General features: G+C 68.6%; 15 protein-coding genes. 5 read left to right on the forward strand and 10 right to left on the reverse strand.

Annotation, left to right across the window (positions count from 1 at the left end; translation table 11 throughout):
- Positions 1 to 210: 210 nt before the first annotated feature.
- The 8 genes from OEL49_RS06965 to ppc form a co-directional block, all read right to left on the reverse strand.
- The gene (locus OEL49_RS06965) at positions 211 to 441 is read right to left on the reverse strand and encodes a DUF3079 domain-containing protein (RefSeq protein WP_287874301.1); all 231 of its coding nucleotides are present in this window, start codon (positions 439 to 441) and stop codon (positions 211 to 213) included.
- 129 nt (positions 442 to 570) lie between these two features.
- On the reverse strand, positions 571 to 1,188 hold the full coding sequence (locus OEL49_RS06970) for a methyltransferase domain-containing protein (RefSeq protein WP_287874302.1): 618 nt from the start codon (positions 1,186 to 1,188) through the stop codon (positions 571 to 573).
- A gap of 49 nt (positions 1,189 to 1,237) precedes the next feature.
- Positions 1,238 to 1,546, reverse strand: a complete 309-nt coding sequence (locus OEL49_RS06975) for a hypothetical protein (protein WP_014236696.1) — start codon at positions 1,544 to 1,546, stop codon at positions 1,238 to 1,240.
- Positions 1,547 to 1,609: 63 nt separating this feature from the next.
- Complete coding sequence (locus OEL49_RS06980; RefSeq protein ID WP_287874303.1) at positions 1,610 to 2,587, reverse strand: VTT domain-containing protein; 978 nt, start codon at positions 2,585 to 2,587, stop codon at positions 1,610 to 1,612.
- A 102-nt stretch (positions 2,588 to 2,689) separates the two neighbouring features.
- Complete coding sequence (locus OEL49_RS06985; RefSeq protein ID WP_287874304.1) at positions 2,690 to 4,183, reverse strand: DegQ family serine endoprotease; 1,494 nt, start codon at positions 4,181 to 4,183, stop codon at positions 2,690 to 2,692.
- Between the two features lie 254 nt (positions 4,184 to 4,437).
- Positions 4,438 to 6,027, reverse strand: coding sequence for a class I adenylate-forming enzyme family protein (locus OEL49_RS06990; protein WP_287874305.1), 1,590 nt, complete (start codon positions 6,025 to 6,027; stop codon positions 4,438 to 4,440).
- 188 nt (positions 6,028 to 6,215) lie between these two features.
- A complete protein-coding gene (locus tag OEL49_RS06995; protein WP_287874306.1) occupies positions 6,216 to 6,827 on the reverse strand; it encodes an acetate uptake transporter in 612 nt (203 codons plus the stop codon).
- Positions 6,828 to 7,123: 296 nt separating this feature from the next.
- Complete coding sequence (gene ppc / locus OEL49_RS07000) at positions 7,124 to 9,931, reverse strand: phosphoenolpyruvate carboxylase (RefSeq protein WP_287874307.1); 2,808 nt, start codon at positions 9,929 to 9,931, stop codon at positions 7,124 to 7,126.
- Positions 9,932 to 10,129: 198 nt separating this feature from the next.
- Between ppc and hemC the strand changes: the two genes are divergently transcribed.
- The 5 genes from hemC to OEL49_RS07025 all read left to right on the forward strand — a co-directional run bounded on the left by hemC (position 10,130) and on the right by OEL49_RS07025 (position 14,661).
- Positions 10,130 to 11,089 carry a hydroxymethylbilane synthase gene (hemC, locus tag OEL49_RS07005; RefSeq protein ID WP_014236690.1) on the forward strand — a complete coding sequence of 320 codons (960 nt, stop codon included), beginning with the start codon at positions 10,130 to 10,132 and terminating at the stop codon, positions 11,087 to 11,089.
- Between the two features lie 142 nt (positions 11,090 to 11,231).
- Positions 11,232 to 11,999 carry a uroporphyrinogen-III synthase gene (locus OEL49_RS07010; protein WP_014236689.1) on the forward strand — a complete coding sequence of 256 codons (768 nt, stop codon included), beginning with the start codon at positions 11,232 to 11,234 and terminating at the stop codon, positions 11,997 to 11,999.
- Between the two features lie 27 nt (positions 12,000 to 12,026).
- On the forward strand, positions 12,027 to 13,112 hold the full coding sequence (locus OEL49_RS07015) for a uroporphyrinogen-III C-methyltransferase (RefSeq protein WP_287874308.1): 1,086 nt from the start codon (positions 12,027 to 12,029) through the stop codon (positions 13,110 to 13,112).
- Complete coding sequence (locus OEL49_RS07020) at positions 13,109 to 14,311, forward strand: heme biosynthesis HemY N-terminal domain-containing protein (protein ID WP_014236687.1); 1,203 nt, start codon at positions 13,109 to 13,111, stop codon at positions 14,309 to 14,311. The genes OEL49_RS07015 and OEL49_RS07020 overlap by 4 nt, the downstream gene beginning before the upstream one ends.
- Before the next feature lie 110 nt (positions 14,312 to 14,421).
- A complete protein-coding gene (locus OEL49_RS07025) occupies positions 14,422 to 14,661 on the forward strand; it encodes a hypothetical protein (RefSeq protein WP_287874309.1) in 240 nt (79 codons plus the stop codon).
- A gap of 174 nt (positions 14,662 to 14,835) precedes the next feature.
- Here OEL49_RS07025 and hemF read toward each other — a convergent pair whose 3' ends face one another.
- Positions 14,836 to 15,744 carry an oxygen-dependent coproporphyrinogen oxidase gene (gene hemF / locus OEL49_RS07030; RefSeq protein WP_287874310.1) on the reverse strand — a complete coding sequence of 303 codons (909 nt, stop codon included), beginning with the start codon at positions 15,742 to 15,744 and terminating at the stop codon, positions 14,836 to 14,838.
- A gap of 77 nt (positions 15,745 to 15,821) precedes the next feature.
- The gene (gene purD, locus OEL49_RS07035; RefSeq protein ID WP_014236684.1) at positions 15,822 to 17,105 is read right to left on the reverse strand and encodes a phosphoribosylamine--glycine ligase; all 1,284 of its coding nucleotides are present in this window, start codon (positions 17,103 to 17,105) and stop codon (positions 15,822 to 15,824) included.
- Positions 17,106 to 17,132 lie beyond the last annotated feature (27 nt).

The following is a 17,132-nucleotide window of genomic DNA, read 5'->3' on the forward strand; positions in this document are numbered from 1 at the left end:
GGTTACTTCCCGACAATTCCCGCGCAAAACTTACCGGGCGCCGCTCGTTTTTGCTCATTTCTTAGCGGTGCGCGATTTTGGAGCCCGCCGCGCTGAAACCCGCTCCCTGTCCCGGATTCTCCCGATTTATCCCACCTCATCCCGGTTGTTCTGCCCCGTCAAAACGAACACCTCCCCACAAACAAACCACGCCCAACCAATCCCCAAACCTCAAGCCGCCGGACCAGAACCCGATCTCGGGGCAGAGGGATCATCCTCCCCCTTGTCCACCTCAATCCCCCAATCCCCATGCTCATACCAATCCTCCCCCAGCAGCTCCATCGGATGCTGGGTGCGGCTGGAGCCGTTGCCGCATTGCAGGTTGTCCGTGGAGCAATACTTGTCGCAGCCCCAGCAGATGCGCTCGGGGTGCTTGGGATGGAGGGGGAATTTCTTGGCCATGGGGATTCACCGGAAACGACGGGACCGGCCCGTTCATAACCAAGCAGATTACTCGGGTATACGGCGCCCGCCCTGATCCTAGTCAAAAAGGGGCGCCGGCGACCCGGCGGCAAAGAGTGGCAGCGAAGGCTAGCGGCGGCGCCACACCTGCCAGCGCTCGCCGCCGGCGAAGACCGGGATGGGCGCCTGGGCGGGCACGTCGACCATGCGCTCGAACCAGGGGGACAGCAGTGCCTCCTGCGCCGCCGCACCGATGCCGAAGGGGGGCCCCTTGGGCTCGTCGCTGAAAAAGAAGAAGCCGGCCAGATAGCCGCCGGGGCGCACCAGTTCGGCCGCCCGGGGGCCGTAGCCGGGCCACAGCTTGCGCGGCAGGGCGCAGAGGAAGGCCCGTTCGTACACCACGTCGTAGGGCGCTTCCACGGGGAAATCGAAAAAGTCGGCGCAGCGCAGTTCGCCGCCCCACTCGCCGAGGACTTCCCGGGCGGCGGCGATGGCGGCGGGGGCAAAGTCCAGGGCCGTCACCGCCCAGCCGCGCTGGTCGAGCCAGGCGGCCTCCCGGGCGTGGCCGCAGCCGGGCACCAGGATGCGCGGCGGCGTGGCGCAGGCGGGGGGCGGCAGCAGGGCCTCCAGTTCCGCCGGGGCGCTGCCGTGGTCCCAGGGCGTGGCGCCGGCGGCAAAGCGCTTGTCCCAGAAGTCGGGCAGTTCCGGGCGCTGGTGGTCGGGCTTGGCGGACGGGGCTTGGGTCATGGGCGTCTCCTGATTCTTGTGTGCGCCATTCTACCGGCCCCGCCCCCTCTCAATGGCAGTGACCGCCCACCTGGAAGGGGTCGAGCAGGTTGCTGCAGATCCAGCGGGCCAGACGGCCGCGCCAGCTCTGGTCAGGCTTGTAGCGTTCCAGGCGCTGGGTGAAGGTCCATTCCCGGGGCAGGTCGAGGAAGAGGATGGTGGCGATGAAGATGTTGAAGAAGACGTCGAGGAACAGGGCCACCAGGGCGGCGGGGGCGATCAGCACCCGGGGCACCGTGGTCAGTTTGGGCCAGGCGGCCTTGCCGGCCATGGTGACGATGAAGAGCAACCAGAAAACGTAGATGTAGACGAGCAGCATGATGTTCTCCCTGAATCGTTATGGATGACCACGACGGCAATACGACGTCATGGCCTGGGGCGATTATGGGCGGGAGAGGCCGCCGCTGGAAGCCTCATCGGCGACGGCCGCCATGGCGCCACCTCCGGCCTGCAGGGCGAGCCAGGCCTCGTAGCCGCCCCGCACCGGGCGCACGTTGCGGTAGCCCAGGGCCATCAGGCGGCGGGCGGCCTGCACGGCGCTGGCATCGGCGGGGCAGTTGCACAGGGTCGCCACCAGGGCCTCCCGGGGCCAGTGGGCGGCCCGCTCCGCCAGGTCCTCCAGGGTGGCGGCGGTGGCGCCGGGGAGGAGGCCCGTCTCCCGGATCATGGCCTCGCCGCGCAGGTCGAGGAACAGGGGCGGCGCGGCGGACTGCAGGGCATCGGCCAGCTCCGCCGGGGTGAGGTGGGGAATGGCGGACAGCTTCTCGAAACGGTATTTCTGCCAGAACTTCCAGCCCAGCCACAGGCCCAGCAGGGCCAGCAGCAGCGTCAGGGCCAGGTTCCCGTTGCCCTGCAGGCGGGCCAGCACCTGCTGCAGTTCGCCCCGCAGCCACCAGCCGGCCAGGATGGCGCCGCCGGCCCACAGGGCCGCCCCCAGGGCGGCGGCGGCGAGGAAGGACGGCAGGGCCAGGCGCAGGGAGCCGGCGATGGGCGGGGCCACGGTGGAAAAGCCGGGGATGAACTTGGCCAGCACCAGGGACCAGGCGCCCCAGCGGGTGAAGCGGGCTTCCGTGGCGCTGACGCAGGAGCCCGGGTTGATGGAGAGGCGGCAGAGGCCGGCCAGGACCCGGTAGCCGAAGCTGCGTCCGGCCAGATACCACACCCAGTCCGCCAGGACCGAGGCCAGCACGGCGGCGGCCAGCAATTGCATACCGTGCAGGGGCGAGGCGGCCAGGCTGCCGGCCAGCAGCAGGGTCGGCACCGCCGGCACCGGCAGCCCCAGTTGCTGCAGCAGCACGTTGAGGAAGACCACCCAGGCGGCGTCCCGTTGCAGGGCATCGGTCAGCTGGGCAAGGTCCATGGGCGGCTCCGGAGGCAGCGGGGAATTAGGGTTGGGGCCAAGAAAAAGGGCCCGGGCTTGTCACTATAGCCCGGGCCCCGCGGGGAGTAGAAGCCGGCGGCCTCAGTCGGTGCGCACCGGCACGTAGAGGCGGGCATCCTCCCGCTGGATGAGCAGGGCGAAGCGCTTGCCGGCCTGGTCCAGCAGTTCCTTGAGCTGGGCCGGGGAGGAGACCCGGGCGTTGTTCACCGCCAGCACCACGTCCCCTTCCTGCAGGCCGGCCCGGGCGGCGGGGCCGTTCACCCCCACCACCACCACGCCGCTGCTGCCCAGGGCCGCCGCCTCTTCCCGGGAGAGGGAACGCACGGCGAGGCCGACGCGGCCGCCGCCGGCGCTCTCGCCCCGGGCCTGGGGCGCCGTCTCGCTGGGCATGGCGGCCAGCACGGCCTGCTTCTCCAGGCGCTTGCCGTCCCGCAGCACGGTGAGGCCAAGCTTGGTGCCGGGAGCGCTGTCGCCCACCTTGCGCGGCAGGTCGGTGGCCTCCTCGATGGGCACGCCGTCCAGGGCGATGATGACGTCGCCCGGCTGCAGGCCGGCCTTGTCCGCCGGGCTGCTGCGGTCCACCCCGGTCACCAGGGCGCCCACGGGCTTGGCCAGGCCGAAGGACTCGGCCAGTTCCTTGGTCACCGGCTGCATGGTGACGCCGAGGCGGCCGCGCTGCACCTTGCCGGTCTTCTGCAGCTGGTCCTTGACCTTCATGGCGACGTCGATGGGGATGGCGAAGGAGATGCCCTGGTAGCCACCGGAACGGCTGTAGATCTGGGAGTTGATGCCCACCACCTCGCCCTTGAGGTTGAACAGGGGGCCGCCGGAGTTGCCCGGGTTGATGGCCACGTCGGTCTGGATGAAGGGCACGTAGGTCTCGTCAGGCAGGGCCCGGGACTTGGCGCTGACGATGCCGGCAGTGACGGAATTCTCGAAGCCGAAGGGGGCGCCGATGGCGGCCACCCACTCGCCCACCTTGAGGCGGTCCGGGCTGCCGATGCGCACCGTGGGCAGGTTGCTGGCGGCGATCTTGATCAGGGCCACGTCGCTGCGGCGGTCGATGCCCACCACCTTGGCCTTGAATTCCCGCTTGTCGGTGAGCTTCACCGCCACCTCGTCGGCATCGGCCACCACGTGGGCGTTGGTCAGCACGTAGCCGTCGGCGCTGACGATGAAGCCGGAGCCGATGCCGCGGCTTTCCTGGGGCTGCTGGGAGCCCATGCCGGGGGCGATGCCGAAGCGGCGCAGGAAGTCGTAGAAGGGGTCGTTGGGATTGATGCCGCTGACGTTGCTGTTCTTGGCCAGGGTCACGGTGGAGATGTTCACCACCGCCGAACCCACCTGCTCCACCAGGGCGGAAAAGTCCGGCAGGGCGGCCAGGGGCGCGCCGGCGGCGGGCCCTGGGACGGCCGCGGCGGAGGCGGCGGCAACCGTGGCGGGGGCGGCGTTGGAGCGGGAGATCAGGGACAGGTCGGCCTGGGCGGCGACGAAGGCCAGCAGGCCGCCGGCGGCGAAGGCGGCGACGCTGCGGGAAAGACGGAACGGCAGGGGACGGAAGGGGATTTTGGTCATGGTCTTATATCCTCCAAAAGTTGGGGCACGGCAGAAGACTACCGAAAATCCGCCGCCATGCGCCTGACCTTACAAGGTGTTACAACGACGACACAGAACGTCATCAAGCAATGCCGGAGGAAATGGGGGCGCCGGCCGCCGAACACAAGCCCTGCCACGAGGCAGAAGGGACGGCCATCTCCGGCATGGCATGGCGGAGATGGCCGTCCCTTCTAGGTTTGCAGCCACCCACCCTGGTGGCTCCGCGCCTGTCCCTAGATCTGCCGCTCCCGCCCGGCCCACCAGGGGTCCCGCAGGGTGCGCTTCAAGGTCTTGCCGGCGGCGTTGCGCGGAAAGTCGGGGACGATCTCCACCGAATGCAGGCGCTGGTACTTGGCCGCCACCCGCTCGTTCACCCAGTCCCGCAGTTCCGTCGGGCTCGCCGCCGCCGGCTGCCGCAGGACGATGGCGGCATGGGGCGTCTCGCCCCATTTGTCGTGGGGAATGCCGAACACCGCAACCTCCCGCACCGCCGGGTGGCGGGCGGCCACCTCCTCGATGTCCTTGGGGTACACCTTGACCCCGCCGGAATCGATCATGTCCTTCTTGCGGTCCACCAGGTGCAGGTAGCCCTCCTCGTCCCGGTAGCCCAGGTCGCCGGTATGCAGCCAGCCGTCCTTGAGGGTCTGGGCCGTCAGCTCGGGCCGGTTGAAGTAGCCGCTCATGAGGATGGGCCCCTTGCCCACCACCTCCCCCACTGCGCCGGGGGGCAGGTCGCGGCCGTCCTCGCCGACGATGCGCAGCTCGTAGAACTGGGGCGGGGTGCCCACCGAGAGAGGCTTGCGCAGGGACTGGCTGCGGTCGAGCACGGTGATGAAGCCTTCGGTGAGGCCGTACAGCTCGTAGAAGCGGTTGGGCAGGAGCCGGTTCAAAGCCTGCTTGCGCTCCTGCAGCAGGGGGGCGCCGACGGAGAGGAAGGTCTCGATGCTGGCCAGCTTCTCCGCGGCGAAATCCGGGTGGTCCAGGATGGCGACGATCTGGGAGGGCACCACCACCGTGTGAGTCACCTTTTCCTGCGCAATCAGGTCGATGGCCAGGGCCGCATCGAAGGCCCCGGCCAGGACATAGGTGGCCCCCAGGTAGAAGGCGGGGAACATGGTCAGCAGGGCGCCGTTGAAGACGATGCCGCCGCTGTGCAGCACCACCGACTCCGGAGTCATGCGCCAGGTGGAGGCCAGCAGGGTGCAATAGGCGGCGCGGCAGGCGTGGGACTGCAGGATGCCCTTGGGCTGGCCCGTGGTGCCGCTGGAATACATGATGGCGAAGATGTCGTCGCCGGCGGGGTGGGGCACCGCCGGCTCGTCCTCGGAAGCCGCTGCGGTGAGGGCTGCATAGGCGGGATGGTCGCCCGGGGAAGTCCCGGAATCCAAGGGCGCGGCAGATGAGGGATCGCCCTCCCCCACCACCACGATGCGTTCCCGGGCCAGGGCGGGCAGGGCCTGGCCCAGGCCGTCCACTTCCGCCACCGCAGCGGGGTGGATGAAGAGCGCCGCCGCCCCCGCATCCGCCAGCAGGCTGCCGAGGCCGGCGGCGTTGAGCAGGGGCGAGAGGGGCACCAGCACGGCGCCGATGCGCGGCACCGCCCAGTAGATTTCCAGCAGCTCCAGGCTGTTGGGCAGCACCGTCGCCACCCGGTCCCCTTTCTTGATGCCCAGGGCCAGCAGGGCATTGGCCAGGCGATTGACGCGCTGATGGAACTGGCGCCAGGTGAGGCGCCGGGTCTGCCGGCCGTCGGCGAAGACCACGGCCGGGTGTTCGGGCCGGTAGCGGGCGTGGTGGGCGATGAGGGTGGTGGGTTGCTGCATGGGGCCTCCGGAGACGGGAGGCGGCAAAGGGCCGCCGGACAGCAGCCAGTCTAGGAAGGCGCCGGCTCCGGACCCAACGATTGTTTTGGAATATTTTTATGGCAAAAGAACGGGGCCGGGGAGGTTGCCCTCGCCGGCCCCGCTGGCAGGCGCTCCCGCCGCCCGGGCGGAAGCTGCCATGGTGGCGCCTACTTGGCCGGGCCCTTGCGGATCAGGCCCAGGGGCTTGCCCAGGGGCAGCAGGGTGCGGCCGAAGTAGCTGTTGATGAAGATGGAACCGGCGGCATAGAACCCCAGCAGGGCGATGGCCAGTTCGGACCAGGCGGCGGCACCGCTGAAGAAGGCGGGGGCCACGCCCAGCATGGAGAGGGCCAGGGAAGGCAGCAGCACGTTGATCAGCACCAGGATGGCGGCAAACACCTTGTTGGCCTCGAAAGCCGCCACCATGATGAAGATGGAAAAGATGAAATAGGCGATACAGGCGAAGGCGAACTGGCGCGGATCGGCCTTGGCCGGGTCCAGGGGACCGAACCAGCCCAGGCTGATGGCCCAGTGCATGGCCACGGCGATCCAGAACAGTCCGTAGGCGCCGAGAACGATGGCGCCGAAGTAGTTGTTCTTCTTGAAGTCGATGGTGGAGGCCCAGATCTGGGCGATGGAGCCCAGGAACAGGGCCCAGGGGATCAGGAAGGTGACGCCGCTGGTCCAGCCCAGTTTGGCGGAGGCGGCGACGAAAGTGACGGTGGCCAGGCCGAACACCCCCAGGGCGGTGGGGTCGGACATGACAATTTTGGTCTCCATGACCTGTGCTTGCTGCTGCATAAAAACTCCCTCGCGTTGTGTTTGATTGGATCGAGGTCGGTTTTTGCTGCCCTGGCCATGGCACAGAAAAGGGGGAAAGGCCTGGCGGCCCGCCCCCCTATTTCCAGCGACTGTCACCTGGCACCACCGCCAGGCGCAACAAATTACGAATTATGAAATCGTATTTACCGTATCTCGCCCGACACTATAGAGAGCCTTTATTTGCAGTCAATCCGCAGTGCACAATAGATTACGATTAGTAAAATCTATTGCTTATACAGCATTCAAAGGGAATATCAGCCGCTGTTGCGCAGACCGGCGGCCACCCCGTTGATGGTGAGGTGGATGCCGCGGCGGATGCGCTCGTCCGTCTCCCCGGCCCGGTGGCGGTGCAGCAGTTCCACCTGCAGGTGATTCAGCGGGTCCATGTAGGGGAAGCGGTTGCGGATGGAGCGCTTCAGGAGCGGGTTGTCCGCCAGCAGTTCGGCCTGTTCCTCGATGGCCAGCAGCAGTTCCCGGGTGCGCTCCCACTCGGCCTTGATGCGGCCGAAGATGGCGGCGCGCAGCTCGGCATCGGTCACCAGTTCGGCGTAGCGGGAAGCGATGGCGATGTCGCTCTTGGCCAGCACCATGTCCATGTTGGAGAGCAGGGTGCGGAAGAAGGGCCAGTTGCGGTACATCTTGCGCAGGGTGGCCAGACCCGCCTCCCGCCCTTCCGGGTGCTCGCCCAGCCAGGCCTCGACGGCGCTGCCGAAGCCGTACCAGCCGGGCAGCATGAGGCGGCACTGGGCCCAACTGAAGACCCAGGGAATGGCCCGCAGGTCCTCGATGGCCTCCGACTTCTTGCGCGAGGCCGGGCGGCTGCCGATGTTGAGGTTGGCGATCTCGGAAACCGGCGTCGATTCGCGGAAATAGGTGGTGAAGCCCGGGGTCTCGTACACCAGACCCCGGTAGGCGGCAAAGGCAAGCTGGGAAAGGCGGTCGAGCACGGCGTGGTAGGGCCGGGCCGGCTCCACCCGGTTTTCGTGGTCGGTGAGGGTGGCTTCCAGGGTGGCGGCGGCGAGAATCTCCAGGTTGCGCCGGCCCACTTCCGGGTTGGCGTACTTGGAGGCGATGACCTCGCCCTGCTCGGTGATGCGGATCTGGCCGGAGACGGCGCCGGCGGGCTGGGCCAGGATGGCCTGGTAGCTGGGGCCGCCGCCCCGGCCGACGGAACCGCCACGGCCGTGGAAGAGGCGCAGGCGCACGCCCGCTGCGGCAAAGACCCGGGTCAGATCGATCTCGGCCTTGTACAGCTCCCAGCCGGAAGTGAGGAAGCCGCCGTCCTTGTTGCTGTCCGAATAGCCCAGCATCACCTCCTGCTCCTCGCCCCGGGCGGCCACCAGGGCCCGGTAGGCCGGCAGGGCGAAGAGACTGGCCATGACCGGGGCGGAGCGGCGCAGGTCGTCGATGGTCTCGAACAGGGGAATGATGTTTACCGCCAGCTTCGGTTGGGCACCCGGAATCAGCAGCCCGGCCTCCTTGGCCAGCAGGGCCACTTCCAGCAGATCGGAGGCGCCGTCGGTCTTGGAGATGATGCAGTTGGGCAGGGCGGCGTCGCCGTAGCGGGCCTTCAGTTCCCGGGCGGCGAAGAAGATGGCCAGTTCGCCGGCCGTCTCTTCCGAATACGCCAGGTAGGGCGAGTAGAGGGGCCGGGGGCTGGCGATTTCCTCCGCCAGCAGGGCGATGCGGGCGGCTTCGTCGAGGGCGGAATAGGCTGCGACGGAAGGCAGGCGTCCGGCCAAGGCCAGCAGTTCGGCAACGCTGCGTTCGTGCACGTCCGAGTTCTGGCGCAGGTCGATGGGGGCCAGGTGGAAGCCGAACACCTGCACCGCCCGGATCAGGCGGCGCAGGCGGCCCCGGGCCAGCAGGCCGGCGCCGTGGGCGGCGAGGGAGGCGGCCAGCACCTGGAGATCGGCCACCAGGGCGGCGGACGAGTCATACGGCGCGCTCTCGGCCACGGCATGGCGCAGCGGCGGGTGCCGGTCCAGGGATTCGGAGGTGGCGGCCAGGCGGGCATAGATGCCGGTGAGGGCGCGCCGGTAGGCTTCGTCCGCCCGGTGGGGGGAACGGTCCGGGGAGCGGTCGGCCAGGGCCGCCAGTTCCGCCGACACGGGCAGCAGCATCTGGGACAGGGGCAGGTCGGCGCCGAGGGCGTGGATTTCGTCGAGATAGAAATCCAGGGCGGCGGACGACTGCAGGCGCAGGGCTTCCTTGAGGATGTCGGCGGTAACGAAGGGGTTGCCGTCCCGGTCGCCGCCGATCCAGCTGCCGATGCGGAAGAAATTGGGCAGGTCCCAGGACTGGTCCGGGAAGCGGGATTTCAGCTGGTCCTCGAACTGGCAATAGAGCCGGGGCAGTTCGGCGAAGAAGGTGTCGTCGTAGTAGCTGATGCCGTTCTTCACCTCGTCCACCACCGCCAGCCGGTTGGGCCGCAGCATGCGGGTGCGCCACAGGGTGAGCACGGCGGCGCGCAGGGCGGCGTCGTTGTCGGCCGCCTCTTCCGGGGTCATGGCCACCCGGTCCCGGGTATCCAGCAGGCGGGCCACCTCCCGCTGGCAGTGCAGGATGCTCTTGCGGCTGACTTCGGTGGGGTGGGCCGTCAGCACCGGGGAGACCAGGGAATGACCCAGAGCCTCGGCCAGGGCCTCGCCGCCGACGCCGGCTTCGGCCAGGCGCTCCAGGGCGTAGGCCAGACTGCCTTCCCGCGCCTCGGAGCCGGCGATTTCATGGGTGCGGCGGCGGCGGATGTGGTGCTGATCCTCGGCGATGTTGGCGAAGTGCAGGAAATAGGTGAAGGCCCGCACCACGGAGAGCATGGTGTCCCGGGGCAGGCCGTTGAGGATGGCGGCCAGCTCGTCCCGGGCCGCCGGCTCCTGGTCCCGGGCGAAGCGCACGGCGATCTGGCGGATGGTCTCGACGGCGGTGAAGGCCTCGCCGCCCTCCTGTTCGCGCACGGTGTCGCCGAGGAGGCGGCCCAGGAGGCGGATGTCCTCCCGCAGGGGCTGGTCCTTGTCGGCGGCGGCAGAGAGGTCGGCAGAAGGGGCGGGAGCGTGCAGGGACACGGTTTTTCCTTGGATGCGAGTCATGACCCGGCCAGATTACTGCGCTGCAACAGAGGCGCCTATGGGGGTTTTCACCGATGCCGCGCCGGGGACGGCGCTTTTGTGCCGCATCAAAGTGGCGCCCCGCCCCCATGCTAGAATGGGCGCCACTTTTTTCCACCCGCCGCACGGCATTTTCACGCTTTTCCGGGGACCGCTTTGACCACTACGCCCGCTAATGTCACCACTCCTTCCCGCATCGTCATCGCCTCCCGGGAATCCCGCCTGGCCATGTGGCAGGCCGAGCACGTGCGCGACCGCCTAGCCGAGATCCACGCCGGCGCCGAAGTCTCCATCCTGGGCATGACCACCCAGGGCGACCAGATCCTCGACCGCCCCCTGTCCACCATCGGCGGCAAGGGCCTCTTCATCAAGGAACTGGAAGTGGCCATGGAAGAAGGCCGGGCCGACCTGGCGGTGCACTCCCTGAAAGACGTGCCCATGGACATGCCCGAGGGCTTCGCCCTGGTGGCCATCTCCGCCCGGGAGAATCCCCGGGATGCCTTCGTCTCCAACAAGTTCCGCGGCCTGGAAGACCTGCCGGAAGGCGCCGTGGTCGGCACCTCCAGCCTGCGCCGGGAAGCCATCCTGCGGGCCAAGTACCCCAAGCTGCAGATCCGCAGCCTGCGCGGCAACCTGGACACCCGCCTGCGCAAGCTCGACGAGGGCCAGTACGACGCCATCATCCTGGCCGCCGCCGGCCTCATCCGCCTGGGCCTCTCAGACCGCATCCGCTCCGTGCTCACCCCCGAGCAGTCCCTGCCGGCCCCCGGCCAGGGCGCCCTGGGCATCGAGGTGCGGGCCGACCGCCTGGATGCCGCCGCCTGGGTGGCGCCCCTCAACGACGCCACCACCGCCGCCTGCGTCATCGCCGAGCGGGCCTTCTCCCGGGCCCTGGGCGGCAGCTGCCAGATTCCCCTGGGCGGCTACGCCGAAATGAAAAACGGCCAGGTCTGGCTGCGGGGCTTCGTCGCCAGCGTGGACGGCCAGCAGATGGTGGAAGGCGAAGCCTGGGGCACCCCGGTGGAAGCCGCCGCCCTGGGCCGCCAGCTGGCCGAGGACCTGAAGGCCAAGGGCGCCGGCGAAATCCTCGCCGCCCTGGCTTGTGCCAAGCACTGATTGAAAACCCTTAGCCACAGAGGGCATAGAGAACGCAGAGAAAAACGAGGGCAAAGCAAAGGCAAGGAGTTGCCGCTGACGTGGATTCCCTCCTCTCGGTTTTCCCCTCTGTGTTCTCTGTGCCCTCTGTGGCAAAAATGACATGCCCCTGACCGGCCGCACCATCGTCGTCACCCGGCCCCGGGCCCAGGCGGACAGCCTGGCCCAGGCCATTGCCGCTGCCGGCGGCACTCCCCTGCTCTACCCCCTGCTGGAAATCGAGGCCGCCGACCCGGCGCCGCTGCAGGCCGTGGCCCCCCGTCTGGCGGACTACGCCATCGTCTTCTGCGTCAGTCCCAATGCGGTGGAACACGCCCTGCCCACTCTCCTGGCGGCCGGCCCCTGGCCGGCAGGCACCCGCCCGGCCGGCGTCGGCACCGGCACGGAAAAGGCCTGGGCCCGCTTCGGCCTGGGCCAGGTCATCGCCCCCAGGGAACGTTTCGACTCCGAGGCATTGCTGGAACTGCCGGAATTCCAGGCCGAGGCCGTGGCCGGCAAGAAGGTGCTGATCCTGCGCGGCGATGGCGGCCGGGAGCTGCTGCGGGAAACCCTGGAAGCCCGGGGCGCCACGGTGGACGTGCTCACCTGCTACCACCGCCGCCCGCCGAGCCAGGGCACTGCAGCCCTGGAACAGGCCTGGACCGCCGGCCGCCTTGATGCCATCATCATCTCCTCCAGCGAAGCCCTGCGCCACCTGTGGCAGTTGCTGGACGAAGACGGCCGCCGCCGCCTGGCCCAAACGCCCCTGTTCGTCCCCCACGAGCGCATCGCCCAGGGGGCCAAGGACCTGGGACTGCAACGGGTCATCCTCACGCCCCCTGCCGACCAGGGCCTATTGGCCGGCTTATGCGCCTATAATTGGGCTCAATAATTCGCTTCAGACAACACGGCCCCAGCCATGAACGACTCCCTGCCCCCCAACGAGAGCCCTGCCCCTGCCGAGACGACGCCTGCGGCGTCCCCCACCCCGCCCCTGGCCAAGCCGCGTCAGGAAGCCTGGCGCAATCCCTGGATCGGCGTCGCCGTGGTGGCCCTGGGCCTGGCCGGCTGGCAGTGGGTGGAAACCCGCATCAAGCTCTCCGACACGCAGCAGGAACTGGCCAAGCGCCTGGCCGACGCAGACAGCCTGTCCAAGGAAACCCGGGGCGTGGCCAAGCAGTCCCAGGAGGAAGTGGGCCGTCTGCAGGCCAAGCTGGGGGCCCTGGAAGCCAAGCTGGCCGAATCCCAGAACCAGCAGGCCGCCCTGGAAAACCTCTACCAGGACCTGGCCCGCAACCGGGACGAAGCGGCCCTGGCCGAAATCGAGCAGAGCGTCACCCTGGCCGCCCAGCAGCTGCAGCTGGCCGGCAACGTGCAGGGCGCCATCCTGGCCCTGCAGGCCGCCGACGCCCGCCTCTCCCGCAGCGAACGGCCCCAGTTCACCGCCCTGCGCAAGACCATCAACCGGGATCTGGAAAAGCTGCGTGCCGCGCCCTATGTGGATGTTTCCGGCATGAACCTGCGCCTGGAAAACATCATCGTCGCCACCGACACCCTGGCCCTGGCCTTCGACGAGCGCCCCAAGCCCGAGAAGGAGGCCAAGGAAGCCGCGACTGACGGCACGCCCGCCAGCGGCTTCTGGCAGCGCCTGGGCCTGGACCTGTGGAGCGAGGTGAAGGGCCTGGTGCGCATCCAACGCTTCGACCGCCCCGAACCGGCCCTGCTCTCCCCCTCCCAGAGCTTCTTCCTGCGGGAGAACCTCAAGCTGCGCCTGCTCAATGCCCGCCTGGCCCTGCTTTCCCGGGACCAGTGGACCTTCCGCAGCGAGCTGAAGATGTCCCAGGCCTGGCTGGAGCGCTACTTCAACACCAACGACAAGTCGGTGCAGACCGCCATCGCCAGCGTCAAGCAGCTGGCCGGCACCGAAATCGTCATCGAGCTGCCCCTGCTCAACGACAGCCTCAACGCCCTGAAGACCCTGAAGCTGGCCAAGGAGCGCAAATGAGAGGCCTGTTCTGGATTCTCGCCCTGTTCGCCGCCGCCGTCGGCCTGGCCCTGGCGGCCCGGGTCAATGACGGCTACGTGCTGGTGGTGTTCCCGCCCTGGCGTCTGGAAGTCTCCCTCAACCTGCTGATCATCGGCCTCATCGCCGCCTTCGCCGTGCTGCACGGCCTGCTGCGCCTGGTCTCCCTGACCCTGGGCCTGCCCGCCCGGGTCAGCGAGTTCCGCGAACGGCGCAGCAAGGACAAGGCTGCCGCCGCCCTGCAGGATGCCCTGCGCCACTTCTTCGAGGGCCGTTACGGCCAGTCCATGAAGCGGGCCGAGGAATCCTTCAGCGCCGGTTACGTGCCCGGTCTCTCCGCCCTGGTGGCGGCCCGGGCCGCCCACGCCCTGCGCGAAAACGCCAAGGAAGGCCAGTGGCTGAAGGATGCGGAAGGGGACAACAACCTGAAGGTGGCCCGCCTCATGCTGACCGCCGAGATGCGCCTGGACTCCCGGGACTTCAGCGGCGCCCTCGATGCCCTGCGCCAGCTGCAGGAAACCGCCGGCCGCCACATCGCTGCCATGCGCCTGGAGCTGAAGGCCCAGCAGGGCCGCAAGGACTGGGAACAGGTGCTGCGCCTGGCCCGCCAGCTGCAGAAACGGGACGCCATGGCGCCGGAACAGGCCCGGGAAATCATCCTCAAGGCCCACCGGGAAAACATCCGGCAGCGCCAGGAAGACGCCCCGTCCCTGCTCGCCTACCTGCGCACCATCCCCAGCCGGGAAGGCTCCCCCCGTCTGGCCGCCACCGTAGCCCGGGCCCTGCTCAGCCTGGACGCCAAGGCTGAGGCCCTGAAGGTGGTGGAGAGCACCCTGGAAAAGTGCGACGAGGACGACTGGAATTCGGACCTGGTGGAAATCTACGGCCAGGTGGCCGTGGCCGACGCCGACGGCGGCGAACTCACCGCCCGCATCGCCCGGGCCGAGGGCTGGCTCAAGCAGCGCCCCCGGGATGCCGGTCTGCTCCTGGCCCTGGGCCGGCTGTGCCTGCAGCAGAAGCTGTGGGGCAAGGCCCAGAACTACCTGGAAGCCTCCCTCTCGGTGGAGGAAAGCCGCGATGCCCACCTGGAACTGGCCCGGTTGCTGGACCAGCTGGAGCGCCCCGGCGAGGCCGACCGCCACTACCGCCAGGGCTCGCGCCCGGACCTCTACCGCAACTGACGGCCCGACGGCCCCTTACGGGGGCCTGTTGCGGCAGCCGGGAAGCGCGCTAGAATGGTCATCCCAACGAGGGAAACACAGACAACACAGAGGGTATACGGGGACTAGTCATGCTCAACATCGATCTGCGCAAAATCTACAACTTCTACCCGGTGGAGCCGGCCCCCGATGCGGCCAACCTGCCCACCGGCGGCGACATCTACTACGAGTGCCTGGACTGCACCACCGTCATCAACTCGGTGCCCCACATCAAGAGCACCTGCCCCTGCGGCAACCTGACCGGCGGCGGCGGCAACCTGACGGTGAAGCACCCGGACCGGGTGAAGGTGGTCAAGGGCAAGCTGAAATAAGCCAGCCCGCAAAACAAAAAAGGGAGCCCATGGCTCCCTTTTTTATTGGCCGCTGCCGGCGCCGGCGGACGGCTGCGGACGATTTACGACCTGCGCCAGCAGCCAGTATCCGCGCCGTTCTCGGCAGATATGCCCGGGAGAATGGCTTCCCTCCTGCCTCCCGGGCCGGGTGCCCTAGACCCAGTCCCGCGGCGGCAGGAAGTCGGTGTACAGGGCGGCCTCGGCGCTGCCCGCTTCCGGCTGCCAGTCGTAGCGCCACTTGACCACGGGCGGCATGGACATGAGGATGGATTCGCTGCGGCCGCCGGACTGCAGGCCGAACAGGGTGCCCCGGTCCCACACCAGGTTGAATTCCACGTAGCGGCCCCGGCGGTAGGCCTGGAAGTCCCGCTCCCGCTCGCCGTAGGCCAGGTGGCGGCGCTGTTCCAGGATGGGCAGGTAGGCCGGCACGAAGGCGTCGCCGACGCTGCGGGTAAGGTCGAAGCAGCGTTCGAAGCCGCCCTCGTTGAGGTCGTCGTAGAAGACGCCGCCGACGCCCCGGGGCTCGTTGCGGTGCTTGAGGAAGAAGTATTCGTCGCACCACCTCTTGTAGCGCGGGTGCACCGTCTCGCCGAAGGGCGCCAGGGCGTCCTTGCAGGTCTGGTGGAAGTGGCGGGCATCCTCGGCGAAGCCGTAGTAGGGGGTCAGGTCCATGCCGCCGCCGAACCACCACACCGGCTCCTGGCCCTCTACCGTGGCGATGAAGAAGCGCACGTTCATGTGGGCCGTGGGGCAGTAGGGATTGCGCGGATGCAGCACCAGGGAGACGCCCATGGCCTCGAAGCTGCGGCCGGCCAGTTCGGGCCGGTTGGCGGTGGCCGACGGCGGCAGGTTGCCGCCGGTGACATGGGAGAAATTGACGCCGCCCCGTTCGAACAGGTGGCTCTCCTCGATCACCCGGGATTCGCCGCTGCCGCCCTGGGGCCGCTGCCAGGCATCGCGGCGGAAGGTGCCGCCGTCCAGGGCCTCGAGGGCGGCGATGATGCGGTTCTGCAGGTCGGTGAGGTAGGCGCGGACGGGGGCGCTGCTGGGAAGCTGGCTCATGGGGAATTCTCGCAGGGAAAAAGAAACGGGGCGGTCATGGCCGCCCCGCTGTTTAGTGTGGTGTTGCGCGCAAAGGTTCAGCGGCTGACGGCCCGGTAGCCGATGTCCTTGCGGTACTGGACGCCGTCGAAGCGCACCTGGGCGGCCACCTCGTAGGCCCGCTTCTGGGCCAGCTTGACGTTGTCGCCCAAGGCGGTGACGCACAGCACACGGCCGCCGGAGGTCAGCACTTCGCCGTTGGGCCCGCTGCTGGTGCCGGCGTGGAAGACCTGGGCATCGTCGCCGAAGGCGTTGCCGTGGGCCGGCAGGCCGGTGATGACGTCGCCCTTCTTCGGCGTGTCGGGATAGTTGGCGGCGGCCAGCACCACGCCGAGGGCGACGCGACGGTCCCACTCGGCTTCCACCTGGTCCAGGGTGCCGGCGATGGCGTGCTCCAGGACCTTGGTCAGGTCGGACTTGAGCCGCATCATGATGGGCTGGGTTTCCGGGTCGCCCATGCGGCAGTTGAATTCCAGGGTCTTCACCGAGCCGTCCTTGCCGATCATCAGGCCGGCGTAGAGGAAGCCGGTGAAGGGGATGCCGTCGGCTTCCATGCCGCGCACCGTGGGCATGATGATTTCGCGCATGACCTTGGCGTGCACTTCCGGGGTCACCACGGGCGCCGGGGAATAGGCCCCCATGCCGCCGGTGTTGGGGCCGGTGTCGCCGTCGCCGATGCGCTTGTGGTCCTGGCTGGAGGCCAGGGGCAGCACGTTCTTGCCGTCCACCATGACGATGAAGCTGGCTTCCTCGCCGTCGAGGAAGTCCTCGATCACCACCCGGGCGCCGGCATCGCCCAGAGCGTTGCCGGAGAGCATGTGGTCGATGGCGGCGTGGGCTTCCGCCAGATCCATGGCCACCACCACGCCCTTGCCGGCAGCCAGGCCGTCGGCCTTGATGACGATGGGGGCGCCCTGGCGATCCACGTAGGCGTGGGCCGCGGCAGCGTCGGAGAAGGTCTCGAAGCCGGCGGTGGGGATCTTGTGGCGGGCCATGAAGCGCTTGGCGAAATCCTTGGAGGATTCCAGCTGGGCCGCTTCCTTGGTGGGGCCGAAAATCTTCAGGCCCCGGGCGCGGAAGATATTGACCACGCCGGCTGCCAGGGGCGCCTCGGGACCCACCAGGGTGAGGTGGATCTTTTCCTTCTCGGCGAAGTCGGCCAGGGCCACCGGATCAGTGATGTTGAGGTTTTCCAGTTCCGCTTCCCGGGCGGTGCCGGCGTTGCCGGGCGCCACGTAGACCTTCTGCAGGCCGGGGGACTGGGACAGCTTCCAGGCCAGGGCGTGCTCGCGGCCGCCGGAACCGATGACGAGGAGTTTCATTGTTTGTCCTTTGCGCTTCTCAGATAT

It is taken from the genome of Azospira sp. (genome assembly GCF_030247495.1).
Taxonomy (GTDB): domain Bacteria; phylum Pseudomonadota; class Gammaproteobacteria; order Burkholderiales; family Rhodocyclaceae; genus Azospira; species Azospira oryzae.

Coding starts and splice junctions, on each gene's coding strand:
- OEL49_RS06965 (WP_287874301.1), bottom strand. CDS start 441: ATGGCCAAGAAATTCCCCCTCCATCCCAAGCACCCCGAGCGCATCTGC.
- OEL49_RS06970 (WP_287874302.1), bottom strand. CDS start 1,188: ATGACCCAAGCCCCGTCCGCCAAGCCCGACCACCAGCGCCCGGAACTG.
- OEL49_RS06975 (WP_014236696.1), bottom strand. CDS start 1,546: ATGCTGCTCGTCTACATCTACGTTTTCTGGTTGCTCTTCATCGTCACC.
- OEL49_RS06980 (WP_287874303.1), bottom strand. CDS start 2,587: ATGGACCTTGCCCAGCTGACCGATGCCCTGCAACGGGACGCCGCCTGG.
- OEL49_RS06985 (WP_287874304.1), bottom strand. CDS start 4,183: ATGACCAAAATCCCCTTCCGTCCCCTGCCGTTCCGTCTTTCCCGCAGC.
- OEL49_RS06990 (WP_287874305.1), bottom strand. CDS start 6,027: ATGCAGCAACCCACCACCCTCATCGCCCACCACGCCCGCTACCGGCCC.
- OEL49_RS06995 (WP_287874306.1), bottom strand. CDS start 6,827: ATGGAGACCAAAATTGTCATGTCCGACCCCACCGCCCTGGGGGTGTTC.
- OEL49_RS07010 (WP_014236689.1), top strand. CDS start 11,232: ATGCCCCTGACCGGCCGCACCATCGTCGTCACCCGGCCCCGGGCCCAG.
- OEL49_RS07015 (WP_287874308.1), top strand. CDS start 12,027: ATGAACGACTCCCTGCCCCCCAACGAGAGCCCTGCCCCTGCCGAGACG.
- OEL49_RS07020 (WP_014236687.1), top strand. CDS start 13,109: ATGAGAGGCCTGTTCTGGATTCTCGCCCTGTTCGCCGCCGCCGTCGGC.
- OEL49_RS07025 (WP_287874309.1), top strand. CDS start 14,422: ATGCTCAACATCGATCTGCGCAAAATCTACAACTTCTACCCGGTGGAG.
- hemF (WP_287874310.1), bottom strand. CDS start 15,744: ATGAGCCAGCTTCCCAGCAGCGCCCCCGTCCGCGCCTACCTCACCGAC.
- purD (WP_014236684.1), bottom strand. CDS start 17,105: ATGAAACTCCTCGTCATCGGTTCCGGCGGCCGCGAGCACGCCCTGGCC.